The organism is Pseudoalteromonas phenolica, assembly GCF_044788725.1.
Classification (GTDB): Bacteria; Pseudomonadota; Gammaproteobacteria; order Enterobacterales; family Alteromonadaceae; genus Pseudoalteromonas; species Pseudoalteromonas phenolica_C.
Window position 1 is genome coordinate 3,320,891 of sequence record NZ_CP173161.1, and the last position, 25,140, is coordinate 3,346,030.

General features: G+C 41.8%; 24 protein-coding genes. 4 read left to right on the forward strand and 20 right to left on the reverse strand.

Annotation, left to right across the window (positions count from 1 at the left end; genetic code table 11):
- Positions 1–4: 4 nt before the first annotated feature.
- The 4 genes from ACH784_RS15045 to ndk all read right to left on the reverse strand — a co-directional run bounded on the left by ACH784_RS15045 (position 5) and on the right by ndk (position 4,367).
- On the reverse strand, positions 5–883 hold the full coding sequence (locus ACH784_RS15045) for a RodZ domain-containing protein (RefSeq protein WP_404391552.1): 879 nt from the start codon (positions 881–883) through the stop codon (positions 5–7).
- Entirely contained in the window at positions 880–2,502 is a 1,623-nt protein-coding gene (pilW, locus tag ACH784_RS15050) for a type IV pilus biogenesis/stability protein PilW (protein WP_404391554.1), read from the reverse strand. The genes ACH784_RS15045 and pilW overlap by 4 nt, the downstream gene beginning before the upstream one ends.
- A 119-nt stretch (positions 2,503–2,621) precedes the next feature.
- Complete coding sequence (locus tag ACH784_RS15055) at positions 2,622–3,755, reverse strand: bifunctional tRNA (adenosine(37)-C2)-methyltransferase TrmG/ribosomal RNA large subunit methyltransferase RlmN (RefSeq protein ID WP_404391556.1); 1,134 nt, start codon at positions 3,753–3,755, stop codon at positions 2,622–2,624.
- A gap of 180 nt (positions 3,756–3,935) precedes the next feature.
- A complete protein-coding gene (gene ndk / locus ACH784_RS15060) occupies positions 3,936–4,367 on the reverse strand; it encodes a nucleoside-diphosphate kinase (RefSeq protein ID WP_058028790.1) in 432 nt (143 codons plus the stop codon).
- Between the two features lie 291 nt (positions 4,368–4,658).
- On the opposite strand from ndk, the gene yegQ reads away from it, so the two are divergent.
- Entirely contained in the window at positions 4,659–6,017 is a 1,359-nt protein-coding gene (gene yegQ / locus ACH784_RS15065; RefSeq protein WP_058028789.1) for a tRNA 5-hydroxyuridine modification protein YegQ, read from the forward strand.
- A 3-nt stretch (positions 6,018–6,020) separates the two neighbouring features.
- Positions 6,021–6,275, forward strand: coding sequence for a YfhL family 4Fe-4S dicluster ferredoxin (locus tag ACH784_RS15070; protein ID WP_404391559.1), 255 nt, complete (start codon positions 6,021–6,023; stop codon positions 6,273–6,275).
- 61 nt (positions 6,276–6,336) lie between these two features.
- Here the strand turns inward: ACH784_RS15070 and ACH784_RS15075 are convergent, their stop codons facing one another.
- The 7 genes from ACH784_RS15075 to queA all read right to left on the reverse strand — a co-directional run bounded on the left by ACH784_RS15075 (position 6,337) and on the right by queA (position 13,219).
- Complete coding sequence (locus ACH784_RS15075) at positions 6,337–6,864, reverse strand: hypothetical protein (RefSeq protein ID WP_404391561.1); 528 nt, start codon at positions 6,862–6,864, stop codon at positions 6,337–6,339.
- A gap of 152 nt (positions 6,865–7,016) precedes the next feature.
- On the reverse strand, positions 7,017–7,307 hold the full coding sequence (locus tag ACH784_RS15080; protein WP_404391563.1) for a hypothetical protein: 291 nt from the start codon (positions 7,305–7,307) through the stop codon (positions 7,017–7,019).
- Positions 7,308–7,605: 298 nt separating this feature from the next.
- Complete coding sequence (secF, locus tag ACH784_RS15085; protein WP_404391565.1) at positions 7,606–8,550, reverse strand: protein translocase subunit SecF; 945 nt, start codon at positions 8,548–8,550, stop codon at positions 7,606–7,608.
- 9 nt (positions 8,551–8,559) lie between these two features.
- Positions 8,560–10,419, reverse strand: coding sequence for a protein translocase subunit SecD (gene secD, locus ACH784_RS15090; protein WP_404391567.1), 1,860 nt, complete (start codon positions 10,417–10,419; stop codon positions 8,560–8,562).
- A gap of 30 nt (positions 10,420–10,449) precedes the next feature.
- Positions 10,450–10,788, reverse strand: a complete 339-nt coding sequence (gene yajC / locus ACH784_RS15095; protein WP_058028783.1) for a preprotein translocase subunit YajC — start codon at positions 10,786–10,788, stop codon at positions 10,450–10,452.
- Positions 10,789–10,815: 27 nt separating this feature from the next.
- Complete coding sequence (tgt, locus tag ACH784_RS15100) at positions 10,816–11,940, reverse strand: tRNA guanosine(34) transglycosylase Tgt (RefSeq protein ID WP_404391569.1); 1,125 nt, start codon at positions 11,938–11,940, stop codon at positions 10,816–10,818.
- Positions 11,941–12,181: 241 nt separating this feature from the next.
- Positions 12,182–13,219: a tRNA preQ1(34) S-adenosylmethionine ribosyltransferase-isomerase QueA gene (gene queA, locus ACH784_RS15105; protein WP_404391571.1), complete on the reverse strand. Its 1,038-nt coding sequence runs from the start codon at positions 13,217–13,219 to the stop codon at positions 12,182–12,184.
- A 228-nt stretch (positions 13,220–13,447) separates the two neighbouring features.
- Between queA and ACH784_RS15110 the strand changes: the two genes are divergently transcribed.
- Positions 13,448–15,958, forward strand: a complete 2,511-nt coding sequence (locus ACH784_RS15110; protein ID WP_404391573.1) for an EAL domain-containing protein — start codon at positions 13,448–13,450, stop codon at positions 15,956–15,958.
- Between the two features lie 155 nt (positions 15,959–16,113).
- A complete protein-coding gene (locus ACH784_RS15115) occupies positions 16,114–16,317 on the forward strand; it encodes a hypothetical protein (protein ID WP_404391575.1) in 204 nt (67 codons plus the stop codon).
- Positions 16,318–16,400: 83 nt separating this feature from the next.
- Here the strand turns inward: ACH784_RS15115 and ACH784_RS15120 are convergent, their stop codons facing one another.
- The 9 genes from ACH784_RS15120 to pstA form a co-directional block, all read right to left on the reverse strand.
- Entirely contained in the window at positions 16,401–17,294 is an 894-nt protein-coding gene (locus ACH784_RS15120) for a hypothetical protein (protein ID WP_404391577.1), read from the reverse strand.
- Complete coding sequence (locus ACH784_RS15125) at positions 17,294–17,890, reverse strand: hypothetical protein (protein ID WP_404391579.1); 597 nt, start codon at positions 17,888–17,890, stop codon at positions 17,294–17,296. The genes ACH784_RS15120 and ACH784_RS15125 overlap by 1 nt, the downstream gene beginning before the upstream one ends.
- Positions 17,877–18,416, reverse strand: coding sequence for an RNA polymerase sigma factor (locus ACH784_RS15130; protein ID WP_404391581.1), 540 nt, complete (start codon positions 18,414–18,416; stop codon positions 17,877–17,879). The genes ACH784_RS15125 and ACH784_RS15130 overlap by 14 nt, the downstream gene beginning before the upstream one ends.
- Positions 18,417–18,489: 73 nt before the next feature.
- On the reverse strand, positions 18,490–19,401 hold the full coding sequence (locus ACH784_RS15135; RefSeq protein ID WP_138479716.1) for a hydrogen peroxide-inducible genes activator: 912 nt from the start codon (positions 19,399–19,401) through the stop codon (positions 18,490–18,492).
- Positions 19,402–19,773: 372 nt separating this feature from the next.
- Entirely contained in the window at positions 19,774–21,042 is a 1,269-nt protein-coding gene (locus ACH784_RS15140) for an inorganic phosphate transporter (RefSeq protein ID WP_404391584.1), read from the reverse strand.
- A gap of 35 nt (positions 21,043–21,077) precedes the next feature.
- On the reverse strand, positions 21,078–21,755 hold the full coding sequence (locus ACH784_RS15145; RefSeq protein WP_404391586.1) for a TIGR00153 family protein: 678 nt from the start codon (positions 21,753–21,755) through the stop codon (positions 21,078–21,080).
- Between the two features lie 140 nt (positions 21,756–21,895).
- Positions 21,896–22,597 carry a phosphate signaling complex protein PhoU gene (gene phoU, locus ACH784_RS15150; protein WP_404391588.1) on the reverse strand — a complete coding sequence of 234 codons (702 nt, stop codon included), beginning with the start codon at positions 22,595–22,597 and terminating at the stop codon, positions 21,896–21,898.
- 22 nt (positions 22,598–22,619) lie between these two features.
- Positions 22,620–23,444, reverse strand: coding sequence for a phosphate ABC transporter ATP-binding protein PstB (gene pstB, locus ACH784_RS15155; protein WP_058028771.1), 825 nt, complete (start codon positions 23,442–23,444; stop codon positions 22,620–22,622).
- Positions 23,445–23,474: 30 nt separating this feature from the next.
- Entirely contained in the window at positions 23,475–25,124 is a 1,650-nt protein-coding gene (gene pstA, locus ACH784_RS15160) for a phosphate ABC transporter permease PstA (RefSeq protein ID WP_404391590.1), read from the reverse strand.
- Positions 25,125–25,140 lie beyond the last annotated feature (16 nt).

Below are 25,140 nucleotides of genomic sequence, written 5' to 3' on the forward strand. Positions count from 1 at the left end.
ACGGTTACTCTGTTAAGGGTAATTTAAATTTAGCTGAACGATTGCGTGGCAATGATGATAAATCGACGGTTTGACCATCTAGCTCTACATCAACTTGCTGGTGACGGCCTAACACCACCGAAAACGGTGCAACGCCCTGCACTGTCATGGTATATCCGGCTTTTTTAACGCCAAAAGCAATGCGCTCTGATGAAGCATCAAAGATCTCTACCCAAGAATCGTCTTTGAAATGCATCACAATAGTATTAAGTTCTGTTTTGTTTGCAGGTTCTGGCTCTGCACTTTTCTCTGACGGCATTGATTGTCGTTGAGCTTCAGGCGTCGTAGTTTGTGAACCCGCTTCTAACTGCTCATCAGCGATATTATTTGCCTCTATTTGTGATGATAAGTCATCTTGGGCGTCTAATAATTCTTCTGTTTGCTCTGTACTGTCTGGAGCGATAGTTTGTACTTCAGGCACAATGACATCGCTTTCATTCGATGTCGTTTGCCAATACATGAAGCCTGAAGAACCTAACACTATAGCCAAGATCACATAACTGACGAGCATTAAACGACTGTCATTGGCTTCTTTTTCTGTGCGACGAGAAAAGCTCTGCATACGCTTATTATCAACAACACTCTCGGGTGCTTGAAACAACGCCAAAGTTTGAGTTTGATCTAACTGCAATAGCGTACAGTAAGCCTTGATGTAGCCTTTAACAAAGGTAATCGGCCCGAGCGACGTATAATCATCTTGCTCTAGTTTGGTAATATGCTTTGGGCTTAGCTTTAACCTATCCGCCACGGCCTCAATGGTTAAGTTCGCATCTTTTCTTGCGCTTGCTAGCACTTGCCCCAAAGAAGCTTGTTGCTCAGTTGATTCTGGGCTTATTTCGTTCATAAAGTATAACTACTCGGATCTACAATAAGTAAACTATGTCCAGCCGCAAGTTCAACGTCTGGCGTTAATTTGTTCCATCGCATTAAATCACCAATCTGTAATTGATAATCGGTGGCGATATTATACAAGCTGTCCCCATCTTGTATTATGTGGGTAGTAAGCGGATTATTTAAATACACTTGCTGGCCAATCTGTAAACGGTCCGATTCTTTCAGTTTGTTCCATTTTAATAGGCTTGCCATTTTGACATTGTATTTTACCGACAAACTAAATAAGTTTTCACCTAACCCAACAGTATGTACTGGCACATTTGGTAAATCGACTTCTGGATTTAGCAAAGGTGCACTCGTTGATGAAGGCTTAGCTGTACGAACTGGGGCACTATTCTCTGCTATTTCTCTGAACCTAACCTGACTTGGATCTGGTTGATAAAACTGCACTTGGCCTTGAACCGGCTGCACGGTTTTTTGTTCTCCAAACGACACGACTCTTACTTGATTACTTGGTGTTTCAGTCGCCTGAATCGTCGCTTGGTTTTTCTCTTCGACTATAGGTGCGCCTGTCGTGTTTGCGGGCTGACTTAACTGAGGTTGCACTTCAACTGCAGAGTTTGTTTGCAAACTAGCTCGCAATGACACCGGTGAACTTGAATCTACATTATTGCTTGAGCTTGTAACGATAACAGACTGCGCTGCTTCAATATTGTTACTACTTTCTCTTTTTGGCGCTTTTTTGCGGGTAATTTTTATCTTAGGTTGCGCGTTATAAAGCGTCGGTGACTGCTCAGTGATTTCTGCCACCTTGGCTTTTCTATACTGCTCACGCAATACATCAAATTCACTATTGTTATACTCTTCTTTGATGATTGCTTGTGCTTGATAAGATTGCGGGTAAGTTTGCACTAAGGTCGTGGCTATTTTCTCAGATTGCTCTAAATGTCCCATTTCCTGATGTAACAAGTATTCTAAAAACAAACTACGCGATGAAATAAAGCCATTCTCAGTGTAACGTTCTAACACCCGCAATGCCTGGTGCAAGTCACTTTTGGCATAATACAAACCAGCGAGAGCAATTAAAGCACTTTGACTTTGCCCGTCATGCTGAACGGCACTGTTCAAGTAGTCTAAAGCCAGTTCAAACTTGTCTTGCTTCACCGCACATAAAGCGAGATTTTCATAGCTCTGTGATACACGCAGATAGCCGCGGGTATCTATCGCTTTAAGTAGTTGTGTGGTCGCTTCATCATACTCACCAATTCGGCATAAAAACGTACCATAGTTATTTAGTGTATTGGGGTCATTGGGGACCAGTTTAAGTGCGGTTTTGTAGGCTTCTTTAGCTTGCTGATACTCTTTCACTTGCTCAAAATAATAAGCCAGTGTGTAGTGGGCTTCAGGTAAATCAGGGGCAAATTTAGCGGCGCGCTCTAAGTTAAACTTAGCTTGGGTATTGTTACCCGCCTTTAGATATTCTAATGCCAAGCTGATACGCGTTCTTGCTGCTTCTTGGTTATTCATCTCTGAATTCACCACAGGGCTATTTTTAGTGACGCTGTGAGTTTCGGTCACACAACCACTTAAGCCCAATAACGCAAACGGGATCACCCAATAAGAACGCATGTATCACCTTGATAGTATGAAATAATAAGGACCTATATTACCGAAAAGCCCCTATCTTTCATCTATTTTATGCAAATAACTTAAGCAATAAATAATTGCTTAAACTTAGTTACTTAAAGTTAATTACTCACATTCACAGCAATGGCGTTATCTTCACGCTGCTGCTTTTTCATAATACGCTTAGTACGGTCAACAACATCACCCACTAGCTGACCACAAGCTGCATCAATGTCATCACCACGAGTACGGCGAACAATACAAGTTAAGCCAGCAGCCTGTAACACTTTTGAGAAGCGATCGATACGACTATTACTTGAGCGACCATATTCATTACCCGGGAATGGGTTGAATGGGATCAGGTTAATTTTAGATGGTGTACCTTTTAGTACTTTAACCAGCTCATGGGCTTGATCTGTACTGTCATTTACGCCTTGCAGCATAACGTATTCGATGGTGATGTCTTTATTGGCTTTTGAACCATCAATATAACGACGACATGCCGCTAAGAACTCTTCAATTGGGTACTTTTTATTAATTGGTACTAGCACATCACGTAAATCATTGGTTGGCGCGTGAAGTGAAATAGCCAGAGCCACGTCAATCTTCTCTTTAAGAATATCGAGTGCAGGTACAACCCCTGAAGTACTTAGTGTTACACGACGCTTAGATAAACCAAACGCCCAGTCATCCATCATCAGTTCCATCGCTGGCACTACATTATTGATGTTAAGTAATGGCTCACCCATACCCATCATAACCACGTTAGTGATTGGACGCTTAGTGCTGTCACCATTGTGTAAGCCAATATCTGTTGCCACGCGCCATACCTGACCGATGATCTCAGATACTTTTAAGTTACGGTTAAAGCCCTGCTGCGCTGTTGAGCAGAATGTACATTCAAGTGCACAGCCCACTTGAGAAGATACACATAGAGTTGCACGATCTTTTTCTGGGATCCAAACAGTTTCAACTTCTTGGCCCCCCTCTAACAACATCGCGTACTTAATTGTGCCATCACTGGCTACTTGCTTCACTGAAATTTCAGGCGCTTTAATTTCACACTGCGCTTGTAATTTCGCTCGTAGCTTTTTATTGATATTGCTCATGTCGTCGAAGTTATCGACACCAAAGTGATAAATCCACTTCATTACCTGATCGGCGCGGAATGGCTTTTCACCAAATGATGCAAACAATTCACGCATCCCTTCGCGGTTCAAATCAAGTAGATTAATTTTCTTCTCAGTAGTGGCCATGAAACAACCTCAGTAAAGTGACGGTATAGAATAAAACAACGGTGCATTGTATAAAAATCAACCAACACACTCAAATATTGTTGATGATTTTGCAAAAATAGCTATAAAAACTGACTTTGCAAAAGCAACAAGGACTAAAAAAGGGCCCGAGAGCCCTTCTTTACTCTGTTCGATTCGCGATTAGCGAGTACGAGGACAGATTTCTTCTTCAGCGAAGAAGTAAGCGATTTCGCGAGCAGCTGACTCAGGAGCGTCAGAACCGTGTACCGCGTTCTCGTCGATGCTGTCAGCGTAGTCTGCACGTAAAGTACCAGCTAGCGCTTCTGCAGGGTTAGTAGCACCCATGATTTCACGGTTCTTAAGAACAGCGTTTTCACCTTCAAGAACTTGAACCATTACTGGACCAGAAGTCATGAAAGAAACTAGTGCACCAAAGAAAGGACGCTCTTTGTGCTCTGCGTAGAAACCTTCAGCTTTCTCTTGAGAAAGGTGAACCATTTTAGAAGCAACGATCTTAAGACCTGCAGATTCGAAACGGTTGTAGATTGCACCGATGTGGTTTTTAGCTACCGCATCAGGCTTGATGATTGAAAAAGTACGCTCTAAAGCCATCTTTTTAGCTCCAATAATAATTGTTGAATATTTACGGGCGCGAATTATACGCGTTTTAGCTCTAAAAACCTACTACATCTTGATCCTTTCATTTTTCGGGATAAATCTGGCTTTTGTCAAAAAATATGATCCACATCAAACATGACATGCATGTGAATAGTTAGACTACGCCGCTTTTTTATTATGACTTAACTTATTGCCGTTATTTTGAAGCACTGTTTAAGTCTTAAAACCGTCAATTCTGACCGAAACAGCTGACCAGAACTCAGTTCAATGTAAGAGGTTTTTACTATGTTTGTTCCTGAACTTTTATCGCCTGCAGGTAGCTTGAAAAATATGCGTTATGCTTTTGCATACGGTGCCGATGCAGTATACGCAGGCCAACCACGTTACAGTTTACGTGTGCGTAATAATGAATTCGATTTAGCCAATTTAGAATTGGGTATTAACGAAGCTCATGCACTCAATAAAAAACTTTATGTGGTTTCAAACATTGCTCCGCACAATAAAAAAGTGCAAACCTACTTAAAAGACATTGAACCTGTCATTGCCATGAAACCTGATGCCTTGATCATGTCTGATCCTGGTTTAATCATGTTAGTCCGTGATAAATGGCCAGATATGCCTATTCACCTTTCTGTACAAGCTAACGCAGTAAACTATGCGTCGGTGCAGTTTTGGGCGAAACAAGGCATTGAGCGGGTGATTTTATCGCGCGAATTATCGCTTGAAGAAATTGCTGAAATTCGTGAGCTGTGCCCACAAACCGAGTTAGAAGTATTCGTACATGGTGCATTATGCATGGCCTACTCTGGCCGCTGCTTATTATCAGGTTACATCAATAAGCGCGATCCGAATCAAGGCACGTGCACCAATGCATGTCGCTGGGAATATGATGTTAAACCAGGTAAAGAAACAGAAACCGGCGATGTAGTGCACAAAATCGACCCACAATCCGTGATCCCAACTCTTGGTGAAGGCGCGCCGACCAACGAAGTATTCATGTTAGAAGAGCAAGGTCGTCCGGGCGAATATATGCCTGCATTTGAAGACGAGCATGGTACGTACATCATGAATTCGAAAGACCTACGTGCGGTGCAGTATGTTGATCAGCTAACAAAAATGGGCGTACACAGCTTAAAGATTGAAGGTCGTACTAAGTCTTTCTACTATGTGGCACGCACAGCGCAAGTTTACCGCAAGGCCATTGATGACGCAGTGGCAGGCAAACCATTCGATCCAAATCTAATGCGTACTCTTGAGAATTTAGCACACCGTGGTTATACCGAAGGTTTCTTAAAGCGCCACGCTCACCAAGATTACCAAAACTATGAATACGGCCATTCAGTTTCTGACAAACAGCAATTTGTGGGTGAAGTATTAGGTCGCCTAGACAATGGCTTAGTTGAGATTGATGTTAAGAATAAATTCTGTACAGGCCATAGTCTTGAGCTGATGACACCACAAGGCAACATCAGCTTCAACCTTGAGCATATGGAAAACAAGAAAGGTGAGAAAATTGACGATGCTAAAGGCTCTGGTCACATTGTGAAAATTCCTCTACCTGAAAATATCGACTTAGATCACGCGATTTTGATGCGTAACCTAAACGATCAAGAAGATACGCGTAACCCATTTAAAAAGGCCTAAATCATGGCGCTGTTGATCAATTCAAAATGCATCAACTGTGATATGTGCGACCCTGAATGTCCTAATCAGGCCATTTACATGGGGGAGAAGATCTATGAAATTGATCCGAATAAATGCACTGAGTGTGTCGGCCATTACGACACCCCAACATGTGTGAGTGTTTGTCCGATCGATTGCATAAAACCCGATCCTAATCACAAAGAAGATTTAGATACTTTGGCTGAGAAGTTTTTGCGACTCACAGGCCAAGATAAGTAAGCTAAGCTAATGTAAAATAAAAATGGCGCTGAGTGAGCGCCACTTTTATCTTTTCAGTCATTTAACGAAGTGCTTTTTCAACTTGATCGAAATGCGCAATCACTTCAACAATTTCAAGTTCAGCGTCTTCATATGCCGACTCAAACTGCATACCTTGCGCAGCCATAGCTTGTACGGTTGCAGGGTGCACCAATAAATCTTTTGCGTGGTAGCACACAGGTGAGTCGTATTTAGGTAGCTTGCCGTCTTTGTGGTAACCAGATTCAATTTCTTCTAATGGCAGTGTTGGAATGATATCAGCCGCTTTATCGAGTGCGGTTAGGTAGCTGTCGCACACTGGATATTTAGCTGTGAATTCTGCTAGTAATTGACGAGAGGTAGCAACAAGTTGTTGTGAGCTTTGCTCTAGCTTTTGAGATGCACCGTTAGCTCTGATCTCACCAAGTAAGCTTTGTGCTTGCTGCTTATAGGTATCTAAGTTGGTTACTTTAGCAGGCGCTGCTTCAGTGGTCTGTGTTTGTTGCTCAACTTGCTCCGAACATGCTGTCAGTGCAAGGCTTGTAAATAGAATTGCCAACCTAGCTTTCATGAAAACCTCGTAATTATTATTGAAAACAATTCTCATTATACTCTTTAACAAACAGAATGAAATATCATTGTCATAAAATTATAAGGTTTTCTATATTCTCTAATTTCGGATGAACTTAGATTACATAAGCTATTCTCAGATTAGAGCCTCCGTTATTTGCCTTTGCAGGTATTTGCGATGATCGCCTTTTGTGCTTGAGCTTCTTTTTCATTGCTATTTGATTTTGCCACAGCATAACTGATTTTAGCTTCATTACACTTCTCGCGAAGCTCTTTGTCCATCAGATATAGCTGATCTTCTTGTGCTTGAGACAACCCCTCAACTCCTACATATTCGCTGCGCTCTTCAGGAGATTTATCCTTTTCGTATGCTTCTCCCTCATTGACCTTACAGCCTGATAGCGCGAATGCCAAAGGAAATACAGCAATTAATAACCTTTTCATAAACTTACCTATTTAAATTACCCTTTTCATTATACCAATCTTCTTAATTAAGCGGTCTATTTTGAGGCAAGAAAAACTAGTCGATAACGAGGCGGAAATTTTGCTATTTAGTTGTTCTAAATAAGAAATTTTCAACGAAGTTAGCGTCAGTTTTAGTCCCTCAAAATGATTGAGTATTATTGAGGATTGGTATTATAACCACTTTGAGCCTTGTGTGTTCAAATGGTTCAGAAATAAAAAAGCCGCATGTGAATTCACATACGGCTTTTAAAACGTTTTTTTGAGCTAGACGCTGCGATTAAGGCATTGCGTCTAAATCTGCGCCTTCTTTTTCAACTTCTACTGGAATTAAGTCTTCTTTGCTCACACCCATCGCAACCGCAACAGAGCTTGCAACATAAACAGAAGAGTAAGTACCAATGAACACACCAAATAGTAACGCAGTTGCGAAGCCATGAATGGTTTGGCCGCCCCATACAAATAGTGCAATCAATACGAGAATAGTCGTGATTGATGTGACTAATGTACGGTTTAGTGTTTGTGTCAGTGAAATATTGATGATTTCAATGGTGTCATCAATACGTACTTTACGGAAGTTTTCACGAATACGGTCAGATACAACAATGGTGTCATTCAGTGAGTAACCAATTACAGCCAAGATTGCAGCCAAAATAGTTAAATCAAACTCTAAGTCTAATACAGAGAATAGGCCCATAGTTAAAATCACATCGTGGAATAGTGCTGCAACCGCACCTACCGCGAAACGCCATTCAAATCGAAACGCAACATAGATTAAGATACAGATCAGCGCGGTTAGCATCGCTAGGCCGCCCTGCTCTTTTAAATCTTCACCCACACTTGGGCCAACAAACTCAATACGGCGCATTTCTACGCTACTATCGGCTTGCTTCAAAGCATCAATTAATTGGTTACCAATTACTTCAGCTTTTACACCGTCACCGCGAGGCGCAAGACGAACGAGTACTTCTTGGCTTGAACCAAACAACTGTACCGATGCATCAGCAAAGCCATTTTCTGCAAGTACACTACGGATCTTAGATAGATCAGCAGGCTGAGAAAAACCAACTTCTACCGCAGTACCGCCAGTAAAGTCTAAACCAAAGTTCAATCCACGAATTGCCATAGAAGCAATTGATGCCAGAATTAAAAGCGCAGAAATAGCCATAGTAAGCTTGCGCGCTGACATAAAGCGGATGGTGTCATTTAATTTTAATAACTGCATATCCGTCTCCTAGATTGAAAGCTTGTTAATACGCTTGCCGCCGATCACTAAATTGATCACCGCACGTGTACCCACAATCGCTGTAAACATTGATGTGATAATACCGATAGCAAGTGTCACTGCGAAGCCCGCAATAGGACCTGTACCCACAGAGAACAAGATAACCGCTGCAATTAAGGTTGTGATGTTAGCATCGAAAATGGTGCTAAATGCACTGTCGTAACCTTGGTGAACCGCTTGTTGAGGACTGCGGCCGTCGGCCAATTCTTCACGAATACGTTCAAAGATAAGTACGTTAGCATCAACCGCCATACCTACTGTTAGAACGATACCAGCGATACCAGGCAGTGTTAGTGTCGCACCAGGGATCATCGACATTACACCTATGATTAATACTAAGTTTGCGCCTAACGCAAGGTTTGCAACCAGACCAAAGCCTTTGTAGTACATCAACATAAATGCCAGTACAAATGCAAAACCAAGAACCACAGCCGTCATACCCGCTTCGATATTTTCCTGACCTAGGCTTGGACCTACAGTACGTTCTTCAACAATCTGAATTGGCGCAACCAGTGCACCTGCACGTAGAAGTAAACTCAGGTTATGGGCTTCAGCTGGGTTATCAATACCTGTAATACGGAATGAGTTGTTCAGACGAGCTTGAATGGTTGCAACGTTAATCACTTCTTCAACCTTAATTGGCGGAAGCGCTTTGCCATTTTCGTCTTTTTTGCCCGATGGCTTGTACTCAATGAATACAGTTGCCATACGCTTGCCAACTGCACGCTTAGTAAAGGCACTCATTTTCGCGCCACCTTTACCATCAAGATTAATACTTACTTGCGGACGAGAGTATTCATCTAAACCTGATTGTGCACCTGTGATATGAGAACCACCTAAGATCACACGCTTTTTCAGAACAACAGGGTAGCCGTCTTTGTGCATGATAACTTCAGTGCCAGGAGGCACGCGGCCTTCTGCTGCTGAACGTACGTCAGCATTTTCATCAACTTCACGGAACTCAAGCGTTGCCGTTGCACCTAAAATTTCTTTCGCTCGTGCTGTATCTTGCACACCAGGTAATTGCACGATAATACGCTCAGCACCTTGTTGCTGTACGTTTGGTTCAGCTACACCAAGTTGGTTAATACGGTTACGAATAATCGTTTCGTTTTGCTTGATTGCATAAGCGCGAATTTCTTTGAACTTCTGATCGCTCAAACTCGCGAAGAATGCCAAGCTGTTGCTGCTATCATCGACAAAGTTATACAGAGGGTAACGCTGCTTTAAAAAGCGCTCTGCCGCGTCTTTGTCTTCGTCGTTACGCATGATCACTTGTACGCGCTCTACACCCGCAACACGGCGGACCGAACGATAACGAAGCTTTTCACCACGTAAATCACTCTTAAAGTCTTGCTCCATAGTCTCTAACGCATTGTCTAATGCTGTGACCATGTCAACTTCCATGGTGAAGTGAACACCACCACTTAAGTCCAAACCTAGCTTCATTGGATTACCACCAATGTTCTTCAACCATTCTGGTTGTGCTGGACTCATGTTGATAGCTGAAATGTAGTCATCTGATAAGCTATTACGCAATAGGTCTTGCGCTTTTAACTGCTCTTCAACATTCGTAAAACGTACCAATACTTGACCGTTTTCTAATGCTGAAGATTTAACTGTGATGTTGTTCTCTTTTAGAGTGTCATTTACTTTATCTAGCACGCTTAGATCAGCGCTGGCACCTTTAGTACCAGAAACCTGTATGGCCGGATCACGGCCATACAGGTTTGGTGTGGCATATAAAATACCAATCGCTAATACAGCCAGAACAAGTAAGTACTTCCACATTGGATACTTGTTTAACACAGGCTTTACCTTTTTATTTTTGTTTTTAGATTACAGCGATTTCATTGTGCCTTTTGGCAACACAGCTGATACTGCTGATTTTTGTACTGTGACTTCTGTTTGATCATTTAGCGCAATAACAACAAAGTCTTTATCATCAGCAACCTTAGTGATTTTACCCACTAAACCGCCTTGCGTTAGTACTTCGTCACCCTTACCTAAGGCACCCATAAGATCTTTATGCTCTTTTACACGCTTCGCTTGTGGGCGGTAAATTAAAAAATAAAATACCAGACCAAACACACCTAGCATGATAAGCATTTCCATACCGCCGCCAGCTGGTGCTGGAGCAGCAGCACTTGCATGCGCAGTCGAGATAAATAAACTCATAACACTTCCTCTTATATTTAAAATTTATTATTCAGTTTCAGCTAATGGCGGCACAGGTAGGCCACGTTTAGCGTAAAAATCTTCTACGAATTCGTCTAACTTGCCTTCGGCAATCGCATTTCTTAGGCCTTCCATCACACGTTGGTAAAAACGTAAGTTATGGATGGTATTTAAACGTGCACCTAAGATTTCATTACACTTATCTAAATGGTGTAAATAAGCACGCGAGTAATTTTTACATGTATGGCAATCACACTCAGGATCTAATGGACCTGTATCTGTTTTGTGAACTGCGTTACGGATTTTAATAACACCCGTAGTGATAAACAAGTGACCGTTACGCGCATTACGCGTTGGCATAACACAGTCAAACATATCAATACCACGACGCACCGACTCAACTAGGTCTTCTGGTTTACCTACGCCCATCAAATAGCGAGGCTTGTCTTCAGGCATTTTATAAGCACAGTGATCAAGGATGTTGATCATGTCTTCTTTTGGTTCACCCACAGATAAACCACCGAGTGCATAGCCATCAAAGCCAATTTCTTCTAGCCCTTTTTGAGATTCTGCACGAAGCTCAGGATACATACCACCTTGGATAATACCGAATAACGCCGAAGGATTGTCGCCATGGCCTTCTTTCGAACGTTTTGCCCAGCGCAGTGAAAGCTCCATTGAGTCACGGGCTTCTTTTTCAGTTGCAGGATAAGGCGTACATTCGTCGAAAATCATCACGATGTCTGAACCTAAATCGCGCTGAACTTGCATCGCTTTTTCTGGCGAAAGCATGATTTTTTCACCATTTACTGGCGATTTAAACATAACACCTTCTTCAGTAATTTTTCGCATTGCACCTAAGCTGAATACTTGGAAACCGCCTGAGTCAGTTAGAATTGGTTTATCCCAGTTCATAAAGTCATGCAAATCACCATGTTGCTTGATGATTTCAGTACCAGGACGAAGCATTAGGTGAAAAGTGTTACCTAAGCAGATATGTGCACCTGTGTCTTTTAATTCATCTGGCGTCATGCCCTTTACAGTACCGTATGTACCTACAGGCATAAATGCAGGGGTTTCAACCACACCGCGATCAAAAATCAAACGGCCGCGACGGGCTTTACCATCAGTGCAATCTAATTCAAATTTCATAGCTACCTCAAAAGTCGGAAAAACAGTCCAACACTAGTTCTATAAACGCCGATACGTTTATTTTTAGAGCTGATTTTAACCGCACGATTCTACCCTGTTTACAGTGTGAATTCTAATTATTGGGGCGAAAACTAAGAAATTAAAGATGAAGAAAGATAGGAGAAGCTTAAAACAACAAGGCCCTGAGTTTCAGGGCCTTAATAATGTCATCTTAATGAAGATTATTTAACCTGAGCTTTGGTTATTTATCTTGTTTGGTAATAAACATCGCATCACCATAGCTGAAGAAACGATATTGCTTCTCAATCGCCGTGTTATAGGCATTAAGAATATGATCTTGACCTGCAAACGCACTTACCAACATGATCAAAGTCGACTCAGGCAAGTGGAAGTTAGTTACCATGGCATCCACTACTTGGAATTCGTAACCTGGGTAGATGAAGATATCTGTATCACCATATAGCGGCTGTAATTCACCTTCGCTTGCCTTAGCAGCAGATTCCAATGAACGTACAGATGTAGTACCAACTGCAATTACTCGGCCGCCATTAGCTTTGGTTTTCTTGATTGCGTCAACCACCTCTTGCGACACTTCAATATACTCTGAGTGCATTACGTGCTCATCAACAGAGTCTACACGCACAGGCTGGAAGGTACCTGCACCAACATGCAAAGTAATAAATTGCGTTTCGATGCCCTTCGCTTTGATCTTTTCAAGCAGCGTTTCGTCAAAATGCAAGCCCGCTGTCGGTGCCGCAACTGCACCTGGCTTTTCATTATAAACTGTTTGATAACGCGCTTTATCTTCATCCGTATCAGGACGGTCAATATAAGGTGGTAAAGGCATATGACCAATTTCATCAAGAATGTTTAAAACAGTCTGTTCACCTTTAAATTCAAGCTCAAACAACTCGCCATGACGCGCCACCATGGTTGCTTCTGCTTTACCTTCAAGAATTAGAGTTGCACCTTCTTTTGGCGACTTGCTTGAACGTACATGGGCAAGCACTCGATGCTCGTCTACCACACGCTCAACTAAAACTTCGACTTTGCCACCCGTGCTTTTTTGGCCATACATACGTGCCGGGATCACTTTGGTATTGTTGAAAATCATCAGATCGTTCGGATTTAAGAAATCAATCAGATCTTTAAAGACTTTATGACCTAGCTCACCAGTATTACCATCGAGTGTAAGTAGTCGGCTGGCAGTACGATCGGCCATTGGATGACGAGCAATCAGCTCATCTGGAAGTTCAAAACTAAAGTCAGCAACGCGCATGACAACACCTCAAGTTATAAAACAGCGGCCAAGTTTAGTGTTCCTATAACACTTAATCAAGTGCTTGTAAGTGCGTAAAAATAGCATTAACCTAGGTCTTTGAAGCAATGTTTTAAGAAACAGCTAATTACCGAGATTAAAAGAAAATTTTAAGAAAAATAAAAACATGCTCGGTGACAAGAAGGTAAAGTCAACAATGACAAAAAATGTATTGAGGTTGGTATAAGTATGGCAAGGCAACTTTCATTGCTCATCGTAAATGCCTGTGAGTCTGAACGCGCAACCATTATGCACACCCTCAATAAATTAGAAGTCTTTCAGATCATTGAATGCGAAGACACACAAACAGCCTTAAAACGATTAAAACAGCAAGCCGTTGATTTAATCATTACCGGACTCGATGTCGGAAAAATTGATGGTTGGCGTTTTGCACGTATGGTTCGCTCTGGGTTACTTGAAACACCCAAACACACCCCTATTGTACTTACGCCCCCTATTTACTGCGAACGTATTGCTGAAACAACCGCCAGAAGTTATAGCATTGATGCTGTGTTGCCTTTTGAAAAACACGAGCAACTTCCTGAACTACTTGCTAATGTTTTATCGACTCAATTAGAAAAAAGCAGTCGGCTTGATCTTTTATTGTTTGAGCCTGATCACAAGCGAGCAGATGAGATTTGCCAGCAACTTGAATTTAGTTTTGCCTGTACTGTGGTAAACACGACACAAGATGCCCATTCTCTGTTTTTACAAAATAATTATGCCATCGTGTTAATAAATACCTCTGGTGAAACCTCATTAGAAAGTAAAAAACTGGTCGGTAATATTCTCACTCAAAAACCAAGTCAGTCGGTTGTCACCATCATTGACAGCAAAGATGTTAACGATGCCGAACAACTACTGCTCATGGGCGTAACCGATTTTGTAAGAGCACCTTATAATCTTCCCATTTTAAACAAGGTGTGTGATCACGCCGCTCGCCGTGAAGATTTCATGGTGAGTTACGCAGAGTTTGCCGATAAGGTCTCTCAATTAAGCCAGAGTGAACGACGATACAAAGACTTATTCTCTGCACACCAACGTATTCTATTGCACTTAAACACAGTGGTAATGGAACTAGACACCGAAGCTAAGATCCGCTTTATCAACCCGGCCTGGGAAACCCTTTCTGGTCATGGCTTAAAAGCAAGCTTAGGCGTCTCATTACGCGATTTTATTGTTAAAGAAGATCAACATAAGCTGAATAAGCATTTAGCCAAAGTGCGCTCAAGCGAGCAGCGCTATGCCCAGCTTGAAATGCAGCTTATGCAAAAGAATGGTACTTCTGTATGGGTTGAGTGTCGTTTTCAGTTAATCAAAAATACCACCAGTGCCGTTACTATCACTGCAACTATAGATAATATCCACGAGCGTAAACAAGCTGAGTTACAGCTTCGCCATTTGGCTTTGCATGATACGCTGACAGGGCTGCATAATCGCTATTACTTTGACCAGCAGTTACAAGGTCTATGTAAGACTATGAGTACCGACTCATTATCTGAGCATGCGCTTTTATACATAGACTTAGATCACTTCAAGATCATCAATGACTCAAAAGGTCATCAGCAAGGCGACATCATCTTAAAAGAAGTCGCACAGTTATTTGGCCATAATATTAGTGACGAGCATTTAATTTTCCGCATTGGCGGCGACGAATTCGCCGTGCTTTTAAAAGAGGTCAGCTTGCTTGATGCGCATATCATTGCCGAAAGTATTTGCATGGCCATCGACAAGCATGAGTTCCACTCTGAAGAAAACAGCTATTCAATTAGCTGTTCAATTGGCTTAGCTCAAATTACCGCAAACAACCACGATGCTAACGAATGCTTAAAGCAAGCTGATATTGCCCTTTATATTGCTAAAAGCTTAGGCAGAAACTTAGTACATTGTTACAACAAAGATGACGCCGAAAATAACACCTTACAGGGCGGTTTAGAGTGGGGTCACGCCGTTCGTCAAGCACTCCAGAATGAGCAAGTTGAGCTGCATTATCAGCCAATTTGGTCATTTAAACATGCACAAATTGCTTACTTCGAAACCCTGCTGCGTTTAAAAGTTAACGATGAACTGATTTACCCGAACCAATTTATTCCTGCTCTTGAGCTACTAAACGATACCTTTTTGATGGATCAATGTGTGGTAAAACATGCAATACAAGCGCTCTCTGAACATGCTGAATTAACTCAGGTAGCAATCAACTTATCTGCACATTCGTTTTTAGACGAGCGATTATTACCACATATTCAAGATTGCTTAATTGAATATCAGGTGAACCCGAGTCGAGTAATTTTTGAGATCACAGAATCAGCGAGTATTAATAACCTATCAGCCACACAGGCTATGATCAGAAAACTGAATCAGCTCGGCTGCCATTTCTCTATCGATGACTTTGGTACTGGCTTTAGCACGTTTAGCTACCTAAAACAGCTACCAGCTCAACATGTGAAAATCGATGGCTCGTTTGTTCGTGACATGCTCAATGATCCCATTGATCTTGCTTTAGTAAAAGCCGTGAATGACATCAGCCACTCATTAGATAAGCACTCTGTCGCTGAATATGTTGAAAGTAAAGAGATTTTTGAAGCATTAAAAGAAATTGGTATCGATTATGGACAAGGCTACTTTATTGCTAAGCCTATGCCTATCGCTCAGCTCAAAAAAGAAATTTCAACTATTTTGCCTGAGAAAACAGTCGCGTAACAATTTTATACATAACTGAACTTTTACTTAACGATTTCTGCTCTATAATAAAACCTATGTGAAATCGATGTCTGCTAATAAATAAGATTTCAACTCTTTAGCACGACATCTCAAGGATTGATAAATATCACAATAGGAAAGTTAAGGAGGTTGTTATGCTGTTCTTAGTTACTTTTTTGCTGATCTTACACTGTATTATTGCATTTCAGTGTTATCAAAGTACGCAAAAGAAAGGGTATCCCACTTTTGTGTTCACTGTACTCAGTTTGATCCCATATTTTAATTTGGTCGTTTGGGTCTATTTGCTGTTTTTGCCAAATCTCAATGAGCAAACGCAAATGCGTCAATCGAGTCATTGATATCTTGGAAAAAAGAGGGCTATGATTGCCCTCTTTTGTTGTAGTAAAGCTGCTAAATTAACCTAAGCTTAGGTTAACTTATTCTAAAATGCGTACTGTGTTGCGCGCTTAGCAAATTTCTCCGCATTGATTTTACCTTTCACACACGACTCTATATCTGATTTTTTAAATACTAAGATATGTTTTTCTTGCTGATATGAAGGTGAGAATTTAAAACTAACATGTTCATTTTCGCTCACTCCCCGTAACCCATTTCCGTAATCACATAAGCTATTTGCTAAGCTCATAGTCACGGTCGTTCTCAACAGCTCTTGCTGTGCTTGTTGCTGCGCTTGGCGCTTTTGTTTATCTTTTTCTAATCTTTCTTTCAACTGCGTTTTATTTTCAGCGAGTTTTGCTTTTTCAGCTTCAAGTTGGGCTATTTGCTTGGCGATGTCTTTATGATGCTGCTCAAGCTCTTTGTCTTTCTCATTTTGACGCTTTAGCATGTAATTCAGCTCTTGCTTTGCACGCTCTAGCTCATGCAACTCTCGACGCGTCTCGCGCTCTTGCTCTGCGACTTCTCGAATTTGTTCAGCACCTTGACGTACTGCTTCTAACGCAACCTGATAAGCTTCCTTTGATACATCAGCTAAGTTATCGCTAAGCTCAGACATTTGCATTTCAAGAGAAGAGAAGTCTGGAGACGGGATCTCAGAAAAACCATGTAAATCACGCATGCCTTCAATATGTTTACGCCAATCGAACATGCTCTTACCGCGTAAACTCACATCAAAAACTAAGCCCTGATCTGCTAAATAATAACCTTCAACATTCTGCACCTGCCCTTGGGTATCATGCTTTAATGCTGTGCTCACAACTCGTTGAAAAATGGTTACTTCGCGTTGTAATTTAGCAATATCTTGCTCTGTGGTCGCTGCGGTTGAAAATGTTGCACTTAGCACTGCAACTGATAATAAAGAGAGTAAAGTTTTCATTATTGACCTCCATTATGCGCAACGGTTTGTATTGGCGCATGTTCAACTTGCTCTGCAAGTTCATTGAGTTGTAAACGTAAAATCGCTTGATCTTGGGCTCTTTGCGTTTGCAAAAATGCCAGTAAATCATCGAGTGCCACTTCACGTTCCGCACGGTTTGTGAGTAACACTTGATTGGTTAAATCGGCTTGCAAAGTTTGGCTCTTTTGCATCTGGGCTAAAATCTGCTGCATGGTGTCTTGCTGTTTTGCTATTTGGCTTTGTTGTATTACCAAGCCTTGCTCCAGAGTTTGATTTTGTTGCCATAACTGAACAGATAAAACACTCAAAAAACCAACGCAAGCCGCCATCCCCCACTGCATCCAACTCCTTTGAGCACGACCGGCTTGCTTAAACTCATGCATGACTATGGGCGTATCAGATGGCACCTCTTGCTCTACATAGCTGCTGGCCATACTCTGCCAAGATTGCGCGCTTTCAAACAGCGGCTTAGTTTCTGGATTAGCTAGAACTTGAGCTTGCTGTGCTTCTGTGAGCTGCTCACCATCAAGCCATTTCTCAAGTAATTCATGGGACGTCATTTCATGATTCGACACGGATCACCTCCAGTGGCGCTTTCATTTTTCCAAGCGCACTATATAAACGGGATTTAACGGTATTTGGCGAAATAGCCAGTTGCTCAGCGATTTCTTCGAAAGTGAAATGCTGAAAAAACTTCAGTTCAACAATTTGTCTCTGCTCGAACGGTAAAGCCTGTAGCGCAGCATGAATATGTTGATTGTCACTTTGTAATTGAATTGGGCAACTGGGTGTATGGGCAGCTTCAGAGACTTCTTCAAGCGGGCTGGACTGCCTTTGCCTACGAAAGAAGTCCATACAGCGCGCTTGGGTCACTGAAAATAACCAAGTCTTAAATTGGCTCTGGCCATGAAAGTTATGCAAAGAGCGATAGACACTCATAAAAGCTTCTTGCATTAAATCAAGCGCATCATGGCTATTGCCAGTCAGGCGAAGACAGTGGTTATACACCTGCTTTTCATGCTGCTTGATAAGCTTGAGCCAAGCAGCTTGATCGCCTTGTTGGGCTTTTTGTATGAGTTTGTCTTGGCTTTGAAAAAACACCTTTAAACCCTAATTGATAATCTCTGTTTAGTTAGTCGAAAGGTGTTTTAAAAAAGTTTGCCAAAAATGAAATTTATTTTTCGCAATCACATTGTTCAGTGATGAATGGCAATAATCCTTCACTGAATAAACGAAAATCACGAATACGACCCGTGGTTTTTCGCCAAATCAAACCAATCTCACGATACGCATCAGTGCCCGACTTTCTCACGGCTAAATCTTTACCAGACAATATGCCTGCATTGAGTGCCATTTGCGGTAAGAATGTCACACCATGCTGATACTCCACCATGCTCAATAAGGTATGCAAATTACTCGCTTCGAATGGGTTGATACACTCATGTTTGTTAAGGTGGCAAGCACTTAGGGCATGACCTGTCAGACAGTGTTCTCTTTCAAGTAAAAACACACTCTGATCTGGCAGCAAGTTGTAATCATCGATATCTTTTAGCGGGTAGCTTTTGTGATAAACCAAAGAGAAACTATCTTTTGTCAGTACCTTAGTGTGGAACTTCTCAGTTTGATAAGGCAATGCTAGCATCGCCATGTCTATCTGCCCTTGCTCAAGGCGAGCCAATAATTTATCACTGGTGTCTTCAATCAAAATCAGTTCTAAATTTGGGAAAGCTTCACGACAAAATTGGTAAAGCGGTGCGGCAATAAAGCTAGCAATAGTAGGAATTAACCCTAAGACTAATTTGCCTGAAAGCGGGTTTTTAAAGCTCTCAGTGAACTCTTTAATGCTCATAGTATCGGCAACAATCTTCTTGGCACGCGCAACCACTTCTTCACCTAACTCGGTAAACATTAAGCTACGGTTCTCTCGCTCAATTAATTGACTGCCTAAAGTTTCTTCAAGGGTTTGAATTGCGGTACTCAAAGTCGATTGACCGATAAAACACGCCTGGGCGGCACGACCAAAATGTTGATGCTGATGAACTGCAATTAAATACTGGAGTTGTTTAATACTAGGTAGGTTTGTCACGGTTTTCTCTAAGCAAACTCAAATTGCATTCAGTATAACGATGAAGCACTCAGAGTAAAACGGATAAGATCAATTGCTTATACCAATCCTCTTAATTAAGTGACCTTTTTGAGGCAAGGAAAGCTTGTCGATAACGCCGCTCACGCCTCCTGCTATCGCTGAGGTACCTACATCCATGTAGGCAAGGCGAAAATTTTGCTATTTAGTTGTTCTAAATGAGAAATTTTTAACGTGGTTAGCGGCAGCTTTAGTCCCTCAAAATGATTAAGTATTATTGAGGGTTGGTATTAGATATTTAAAGTGTGGAGGATATAAAAAGACCCCAGCACCGTGATGCTGAGGTCTTTTCAAGCTAAAAGTCTGTAAGTCTAATTACACGCCGAAAGCGGTTCTTAGAATGTAGAATATAACAATAGCAAGTGCAGCACCGACTGGCAATGTAATTACCCAAGAAACCACAATATTTCTAATTACACCCATGTTCAGTGCAGCGATACCACGCGCCATACCTACACCTAATACAGCACCTACTAACGTCTGTGTTGTAGAGATAGGTAGACCAGTACCTGATGCAATAACTACCGTTGATGCAGCTGCAAGTTCAGCAGCGAAACCACGGCTTGGTGTTAAGTGCGTGATGCCTTCACCAATTGTTTTAATTACTTTCTTACCTAGGACCGCAAGACCAACTACGATACCGATACCACCTAGCGGTAGGATCCACCAAGCAAGCGCTGCTTTCTTAGCAATTTCACCGTTGTGCTCAACAATGTTCACAACTGCCGCTAATGGACCAATCGCGTTTGCTACATCGTTTGAGCCGTGTGCGAATGCCATACAACATGCCGTTAGTACCATTAGGATAGCGAATACTTTTTCCACGTTGTTGAACTGCATTTGCTTGTCTGCTTTAGGGTCCATTTTCAGGCGGTTAATTGCCATTTTACCAATGATACCCACAACCACAGCAATACCAATTGCAAGCGCATAACCTTCAACCGCACCTAGGTTAATACCAATGTGCTTAAGACCTTTCTTGATGGTTACAAGCGACATAACAAAGCCAGCTAGACCCATATAAATAGGCACATAACGCTTGGCATTTTGTAATGGTGAATCTGTGTCGAAGATTAGCTTTTGCGCACTCATAAAGATGAGATATGCGATGAAGCCTGAAATTGCAGGGGTAACAATCCAGCTACCTACGATACCGGCAACTTTACCCCATTGAATCGCATCACTACCTACTGCAACCAATGCAAAACCAATAATTGCACCGATGATAGAGTGAGTAGTCGAAACCGGCCAACCCAGTAAAGACGCTAATAACAACCAAGAACCTGCAGCGAATAATGCTGAGATCATTCCCAGTACCATTAACTCAGGTATATCCATAAATGGCGCCGCATCAATGATGCCTTTACGGATTGTCGATGTTACCTCACCACCTGCAAGGTATGCACCGGCGAATTCGAAGATCATCGCAATGATGATCGCTTGTTTAATGGTAAGTGCTTTCGAGCCTACTGAAGTACCCATGGCGTTTGCAACGTCATTTGCACCAATACCATATGCCATGAAGAAACCTACTGCCGCAGCAATTAGGATCAGCATGGAACCATAGTTAGCAATGATATCCATTGTTAAACCTTAAATTTTAAATACGAATAAAACGATTAGCGAGCTAACATTAGCTCAAGTCGAGAACCAACACGCTCTGCGATATCTGCAAGTTCACCTACCCACTCAATGATCTTGTATAAGAACATGACATCAACAGGGTTAAGTTCGCCTTCGATAGCACGAAGCTCTTGGCGGATCTTGATTTGCATTTCATCCGTGTCTTGCTCAATTGCATCTAACTTTTCAAGCATGCTTTCAACTAGAGTTACTTCACGACCACGGAATCCTGTTTCCAGTAGCTCGTCAAACTCATTAATAGCTTTAGAGGCTTGTTTAGTTGCATCGACACAACGCTCAAGATAAGCAAGGAAGTCATTTTGAATTGATTGAGGGATCACCATTTCACGACCAACAACGCGACCAGCGATGTCTTTCGCTTTGTTAGCAATTTTATCTTGCTGCGTGATCAACTCTAATAAATCGGTGCGCTCAACAGGCATGAATAAACCGCGAGGAAGATGTAACCTTACTTCACGCTTTAATACGTCTGCTTCACGTTCAAGGTTGCGGATTTTTACACGAAGCGCTTCTGCTTCATTCCACTCTGATTTGAATACATGATTAAAAAACGGTACTAAAGAGCTGCTAGCTTTATGTACGATTTTAATGTGTTCTTCAATTGGCTTAATAGGAGATTTAGCAAATACTCCTAAAAACGCATTAGTAGGCATAACTGACCCTTAAATCATATTTATATGCTTTGCGGTGTGAATTTTACAGCATTAGCAGAGGTTGTGAATGGATTTTTGCCCAAAAAACAGATTAAGCTGCGCTGAATCATAAAAATTCAACGCAGTCAGGGCTTTATCAACTAAAGAGTTTTAGCGATATCTTCTTGAGATGTATGACGAATATCTTTGCCGTTTACAAAGTAAATTACATATTCAGCAATATTCTGGCAACGATCGCCAATACGCTCTAATGAACGTACAGACCAAATTAAATCCATGATTTTAGGGATAGAGCGTGGATCTTCCATCATGTACGTCATGATTTGACGCGTTAGCGCTTCATATTCACGGTCTACTTTTGCGTCTTCTTTATGCACTTCAAAAGCACTTTGCGCATCCATACGCGCAAAAGCATCTAGCACATCGTGCAACATCTTCGATACTTGGCGACCCATATTCTCTAAGTTCACCAATAAATCTTGCTGATCTTTAGTAAATGAATCTAGTGCAACACGTGCGATACGTTCTGCTTCATCACCAATACGCTCAAGATCAGCAATGGTCTTAGCAATCGCAACCACTAGACGTAAATCGCTTGCCGCAGGCTGGCGTTTAGCAATGATACGGGTACACTCTTCGTCAATGTTTACTTCCATGGCATTAACTTTGTAATCGTTCTCGCTGACTTTACGTGCTTTGTCTGCATCGTTGTCGTTGATTGCGTCAAGTGCGAGGTTTAATTGTTCTTCAACCAAACCACCCATGCTTAATACGTGGTTACGAACATTTTCTAGCTCTTCATTAAAGCGGCCAGAGATGTGCTTATTTAAATTGTTTTCCATGATTTATTCCTCTCGCTCGCTATTAACCGTAACGACCCGTGATGTAGTCTTCCGTCTTCTTCTTAGAAGGCGTTGTGAATAGCGTGTTTGTGTCAGCGTATTCGATCAGTTCACCCATATACATGAAAGCCGTTTGGTCAGAAACACGTGCGGCCTGTTGCATGTTGTGCGTTACAATCACAACCGTATACTTTTCTTTCAGGTCGTTGATCAGCTCTTCGATTACCAAAGTTGAAATCGGGTCAAGTGCCGATGTTGGTTCGTCTAGCAGTAATACTTCAGGCTCGATAGCAATTGAACGGGCAATCACTAGACGCTGCTGCTGACCACCTGATAAACCAAACGCACTGTCATGAAGACGATCTTTAACTTCGTCCCATAACGCTGCACCGCGTAATGAGCGCTCAACCACTTCATCTAGCTTACGTTTGTCTTTAATACCTTGTAGACGTAGGCCGTATACCACATTCTCATAAATTGATTTAGGGAATGGATTTGGTCTTTGGAATACCATACCTACGTTACGGCGAAGTGCCGCAACGTCTACGCTCTTGTCATAGATATTCTGACCATGAAGATTAATCTCACCTTCGATGCGACAGATATCAACTAAGTCATTCATGCGGTTAATACAACGTAATAGTGTTGATTTACCACAACCCGATGGACCGATAAATGCTGTTACCTGACCCTTAGGGATTTTCATATTGATTTTGCTAAGCGCTTGCTTGTCACCATAGTAAAGATCTAGGTCTTTGATCTCTAACGCGGTTTGCTCTTCGCTCAAATTAGCTAAATCTAATTTAACTTGATTTGTGTTATTCACTTCAGGAGCTACTGTAATCATTTCTAAAATACCTAGTTATATACTTTACTATTAATGTTCAAGAGAACGGAACTTTTCACGTAAATGGTTACGAATACCAATCGCGGTAATATTTAATGCGATGATAACGCTGACCAGTAAGAATGCGGTTGCGTAAACCAATGGACGCGCCGCTTCAACGTTCGGGCTTTGGAAGCCTACATCATAGATGTGGAAACCTAAGTGCATGAACTTACGATCTAAGTGAACAAACGGGAAGTTACCGTCAATCGGTAACGTCGGTGCCATTTTCACAACACCTACTAGCATAAGTGGCGCAACCTCACCTGCTGCACGTGCTACTGCTAAGATTAAACCTGTCATAATTGCCGGACTTGCCATTGGTACAATAATGCGCCATAGCGTTTCAGCTTTTGTCGCACCCAGTGCCAATGAACCATGGCGTACTGAACTTGGAATACGTGATAAACCTTCTTCAGTCGAAACGATAACCACAGGCAGCGTTAAGATAGCTAAGGTTAATGCCGACCAAATCACACCCGGCGTACCAAATACAGGGCTTGGTGCAGCTTCTGGATAGAACAATTGGTCAATTGAACCACCTAACATATAAACGAAGAAACCAAGACCAAATACACCATAAACAATCGATGGTACACCCGCTAAGTTGATAACCGCGATACGGATCATCTTAGTCACAGCGTTCTTAGCCGCATACTCGTGTAAGTAAATTGCAGCAACTACACCAAATGGCGTCACAATCACAGCCATTAGCATAACCATGAAAACAGTACCGAAGATTGCAGGGAATACACCACCCTCAGTATTCGCTTCACGCGGGTCATCGGAAATAAACTTACCTGACTGAACAAAGAAGTGGCCTAGCTTTGCAAAGAAGCCCATGTCATTAGGGAACCACAAGTCTAATACCTGATAGATAGGTAAAGTAACAAGCTCACCACGCATGTCTCTTACAACCACTTGGTCACGCTTCGCTTTTTTACGAAGTTCAAACAAGCGTGCTTCTAATACTTTATATTCTGCACGAAGCTCTGCACGTTGAGACTCTAAATCAGCCAATACTTCTTCAGTTAGGGCGTTATCAAGTACATATTTCTTTTCTTTTAAACGCAGACGCTCAAGTTCATAGTTAATGTGACCAATATCACCGTTTTGAAGATCAAGTGCTTCTTCATTTAAATCTACAGCACGCTCAACCAGTTCAACTAAGCGTTCTTTAGGCGCATTGATAACTTCTTTACCGTCTTCGATTACACGCTCTACGTAACCATAAAAGTTACCGTTTTTACTACGCTCAAATACCACCATTGCTTCTGGCTTAGTTTGAGACTGGATGTCTGTTGATAAGATCCAACGGAAATCTAGGTCTACATATTCACGGTTACCCGTTTTTACCAAGATACGCTCAATATATTCATCTTGGTACGCCGATAAATCATAGCCCGCTGCTTCTAAGCGAGATTTAGGCACCATTTCACGGTCATAAATCTCACCAATCACAGTTTGCTTTGGCACTGAGCCTTCAAGCTTTAACTCAACCACTTCTGATGGCCAGAAGAAACTTAGACCTTTCCACGCGATCATCGCTAATAAACCGATAACCGAGATTAAACTGATGCTAACTGCACCACCTGTCATCCAGATCCAAGGAGATCCTGACTTAAACCATTGCTTTACCATGTCATGAAACTCCAAT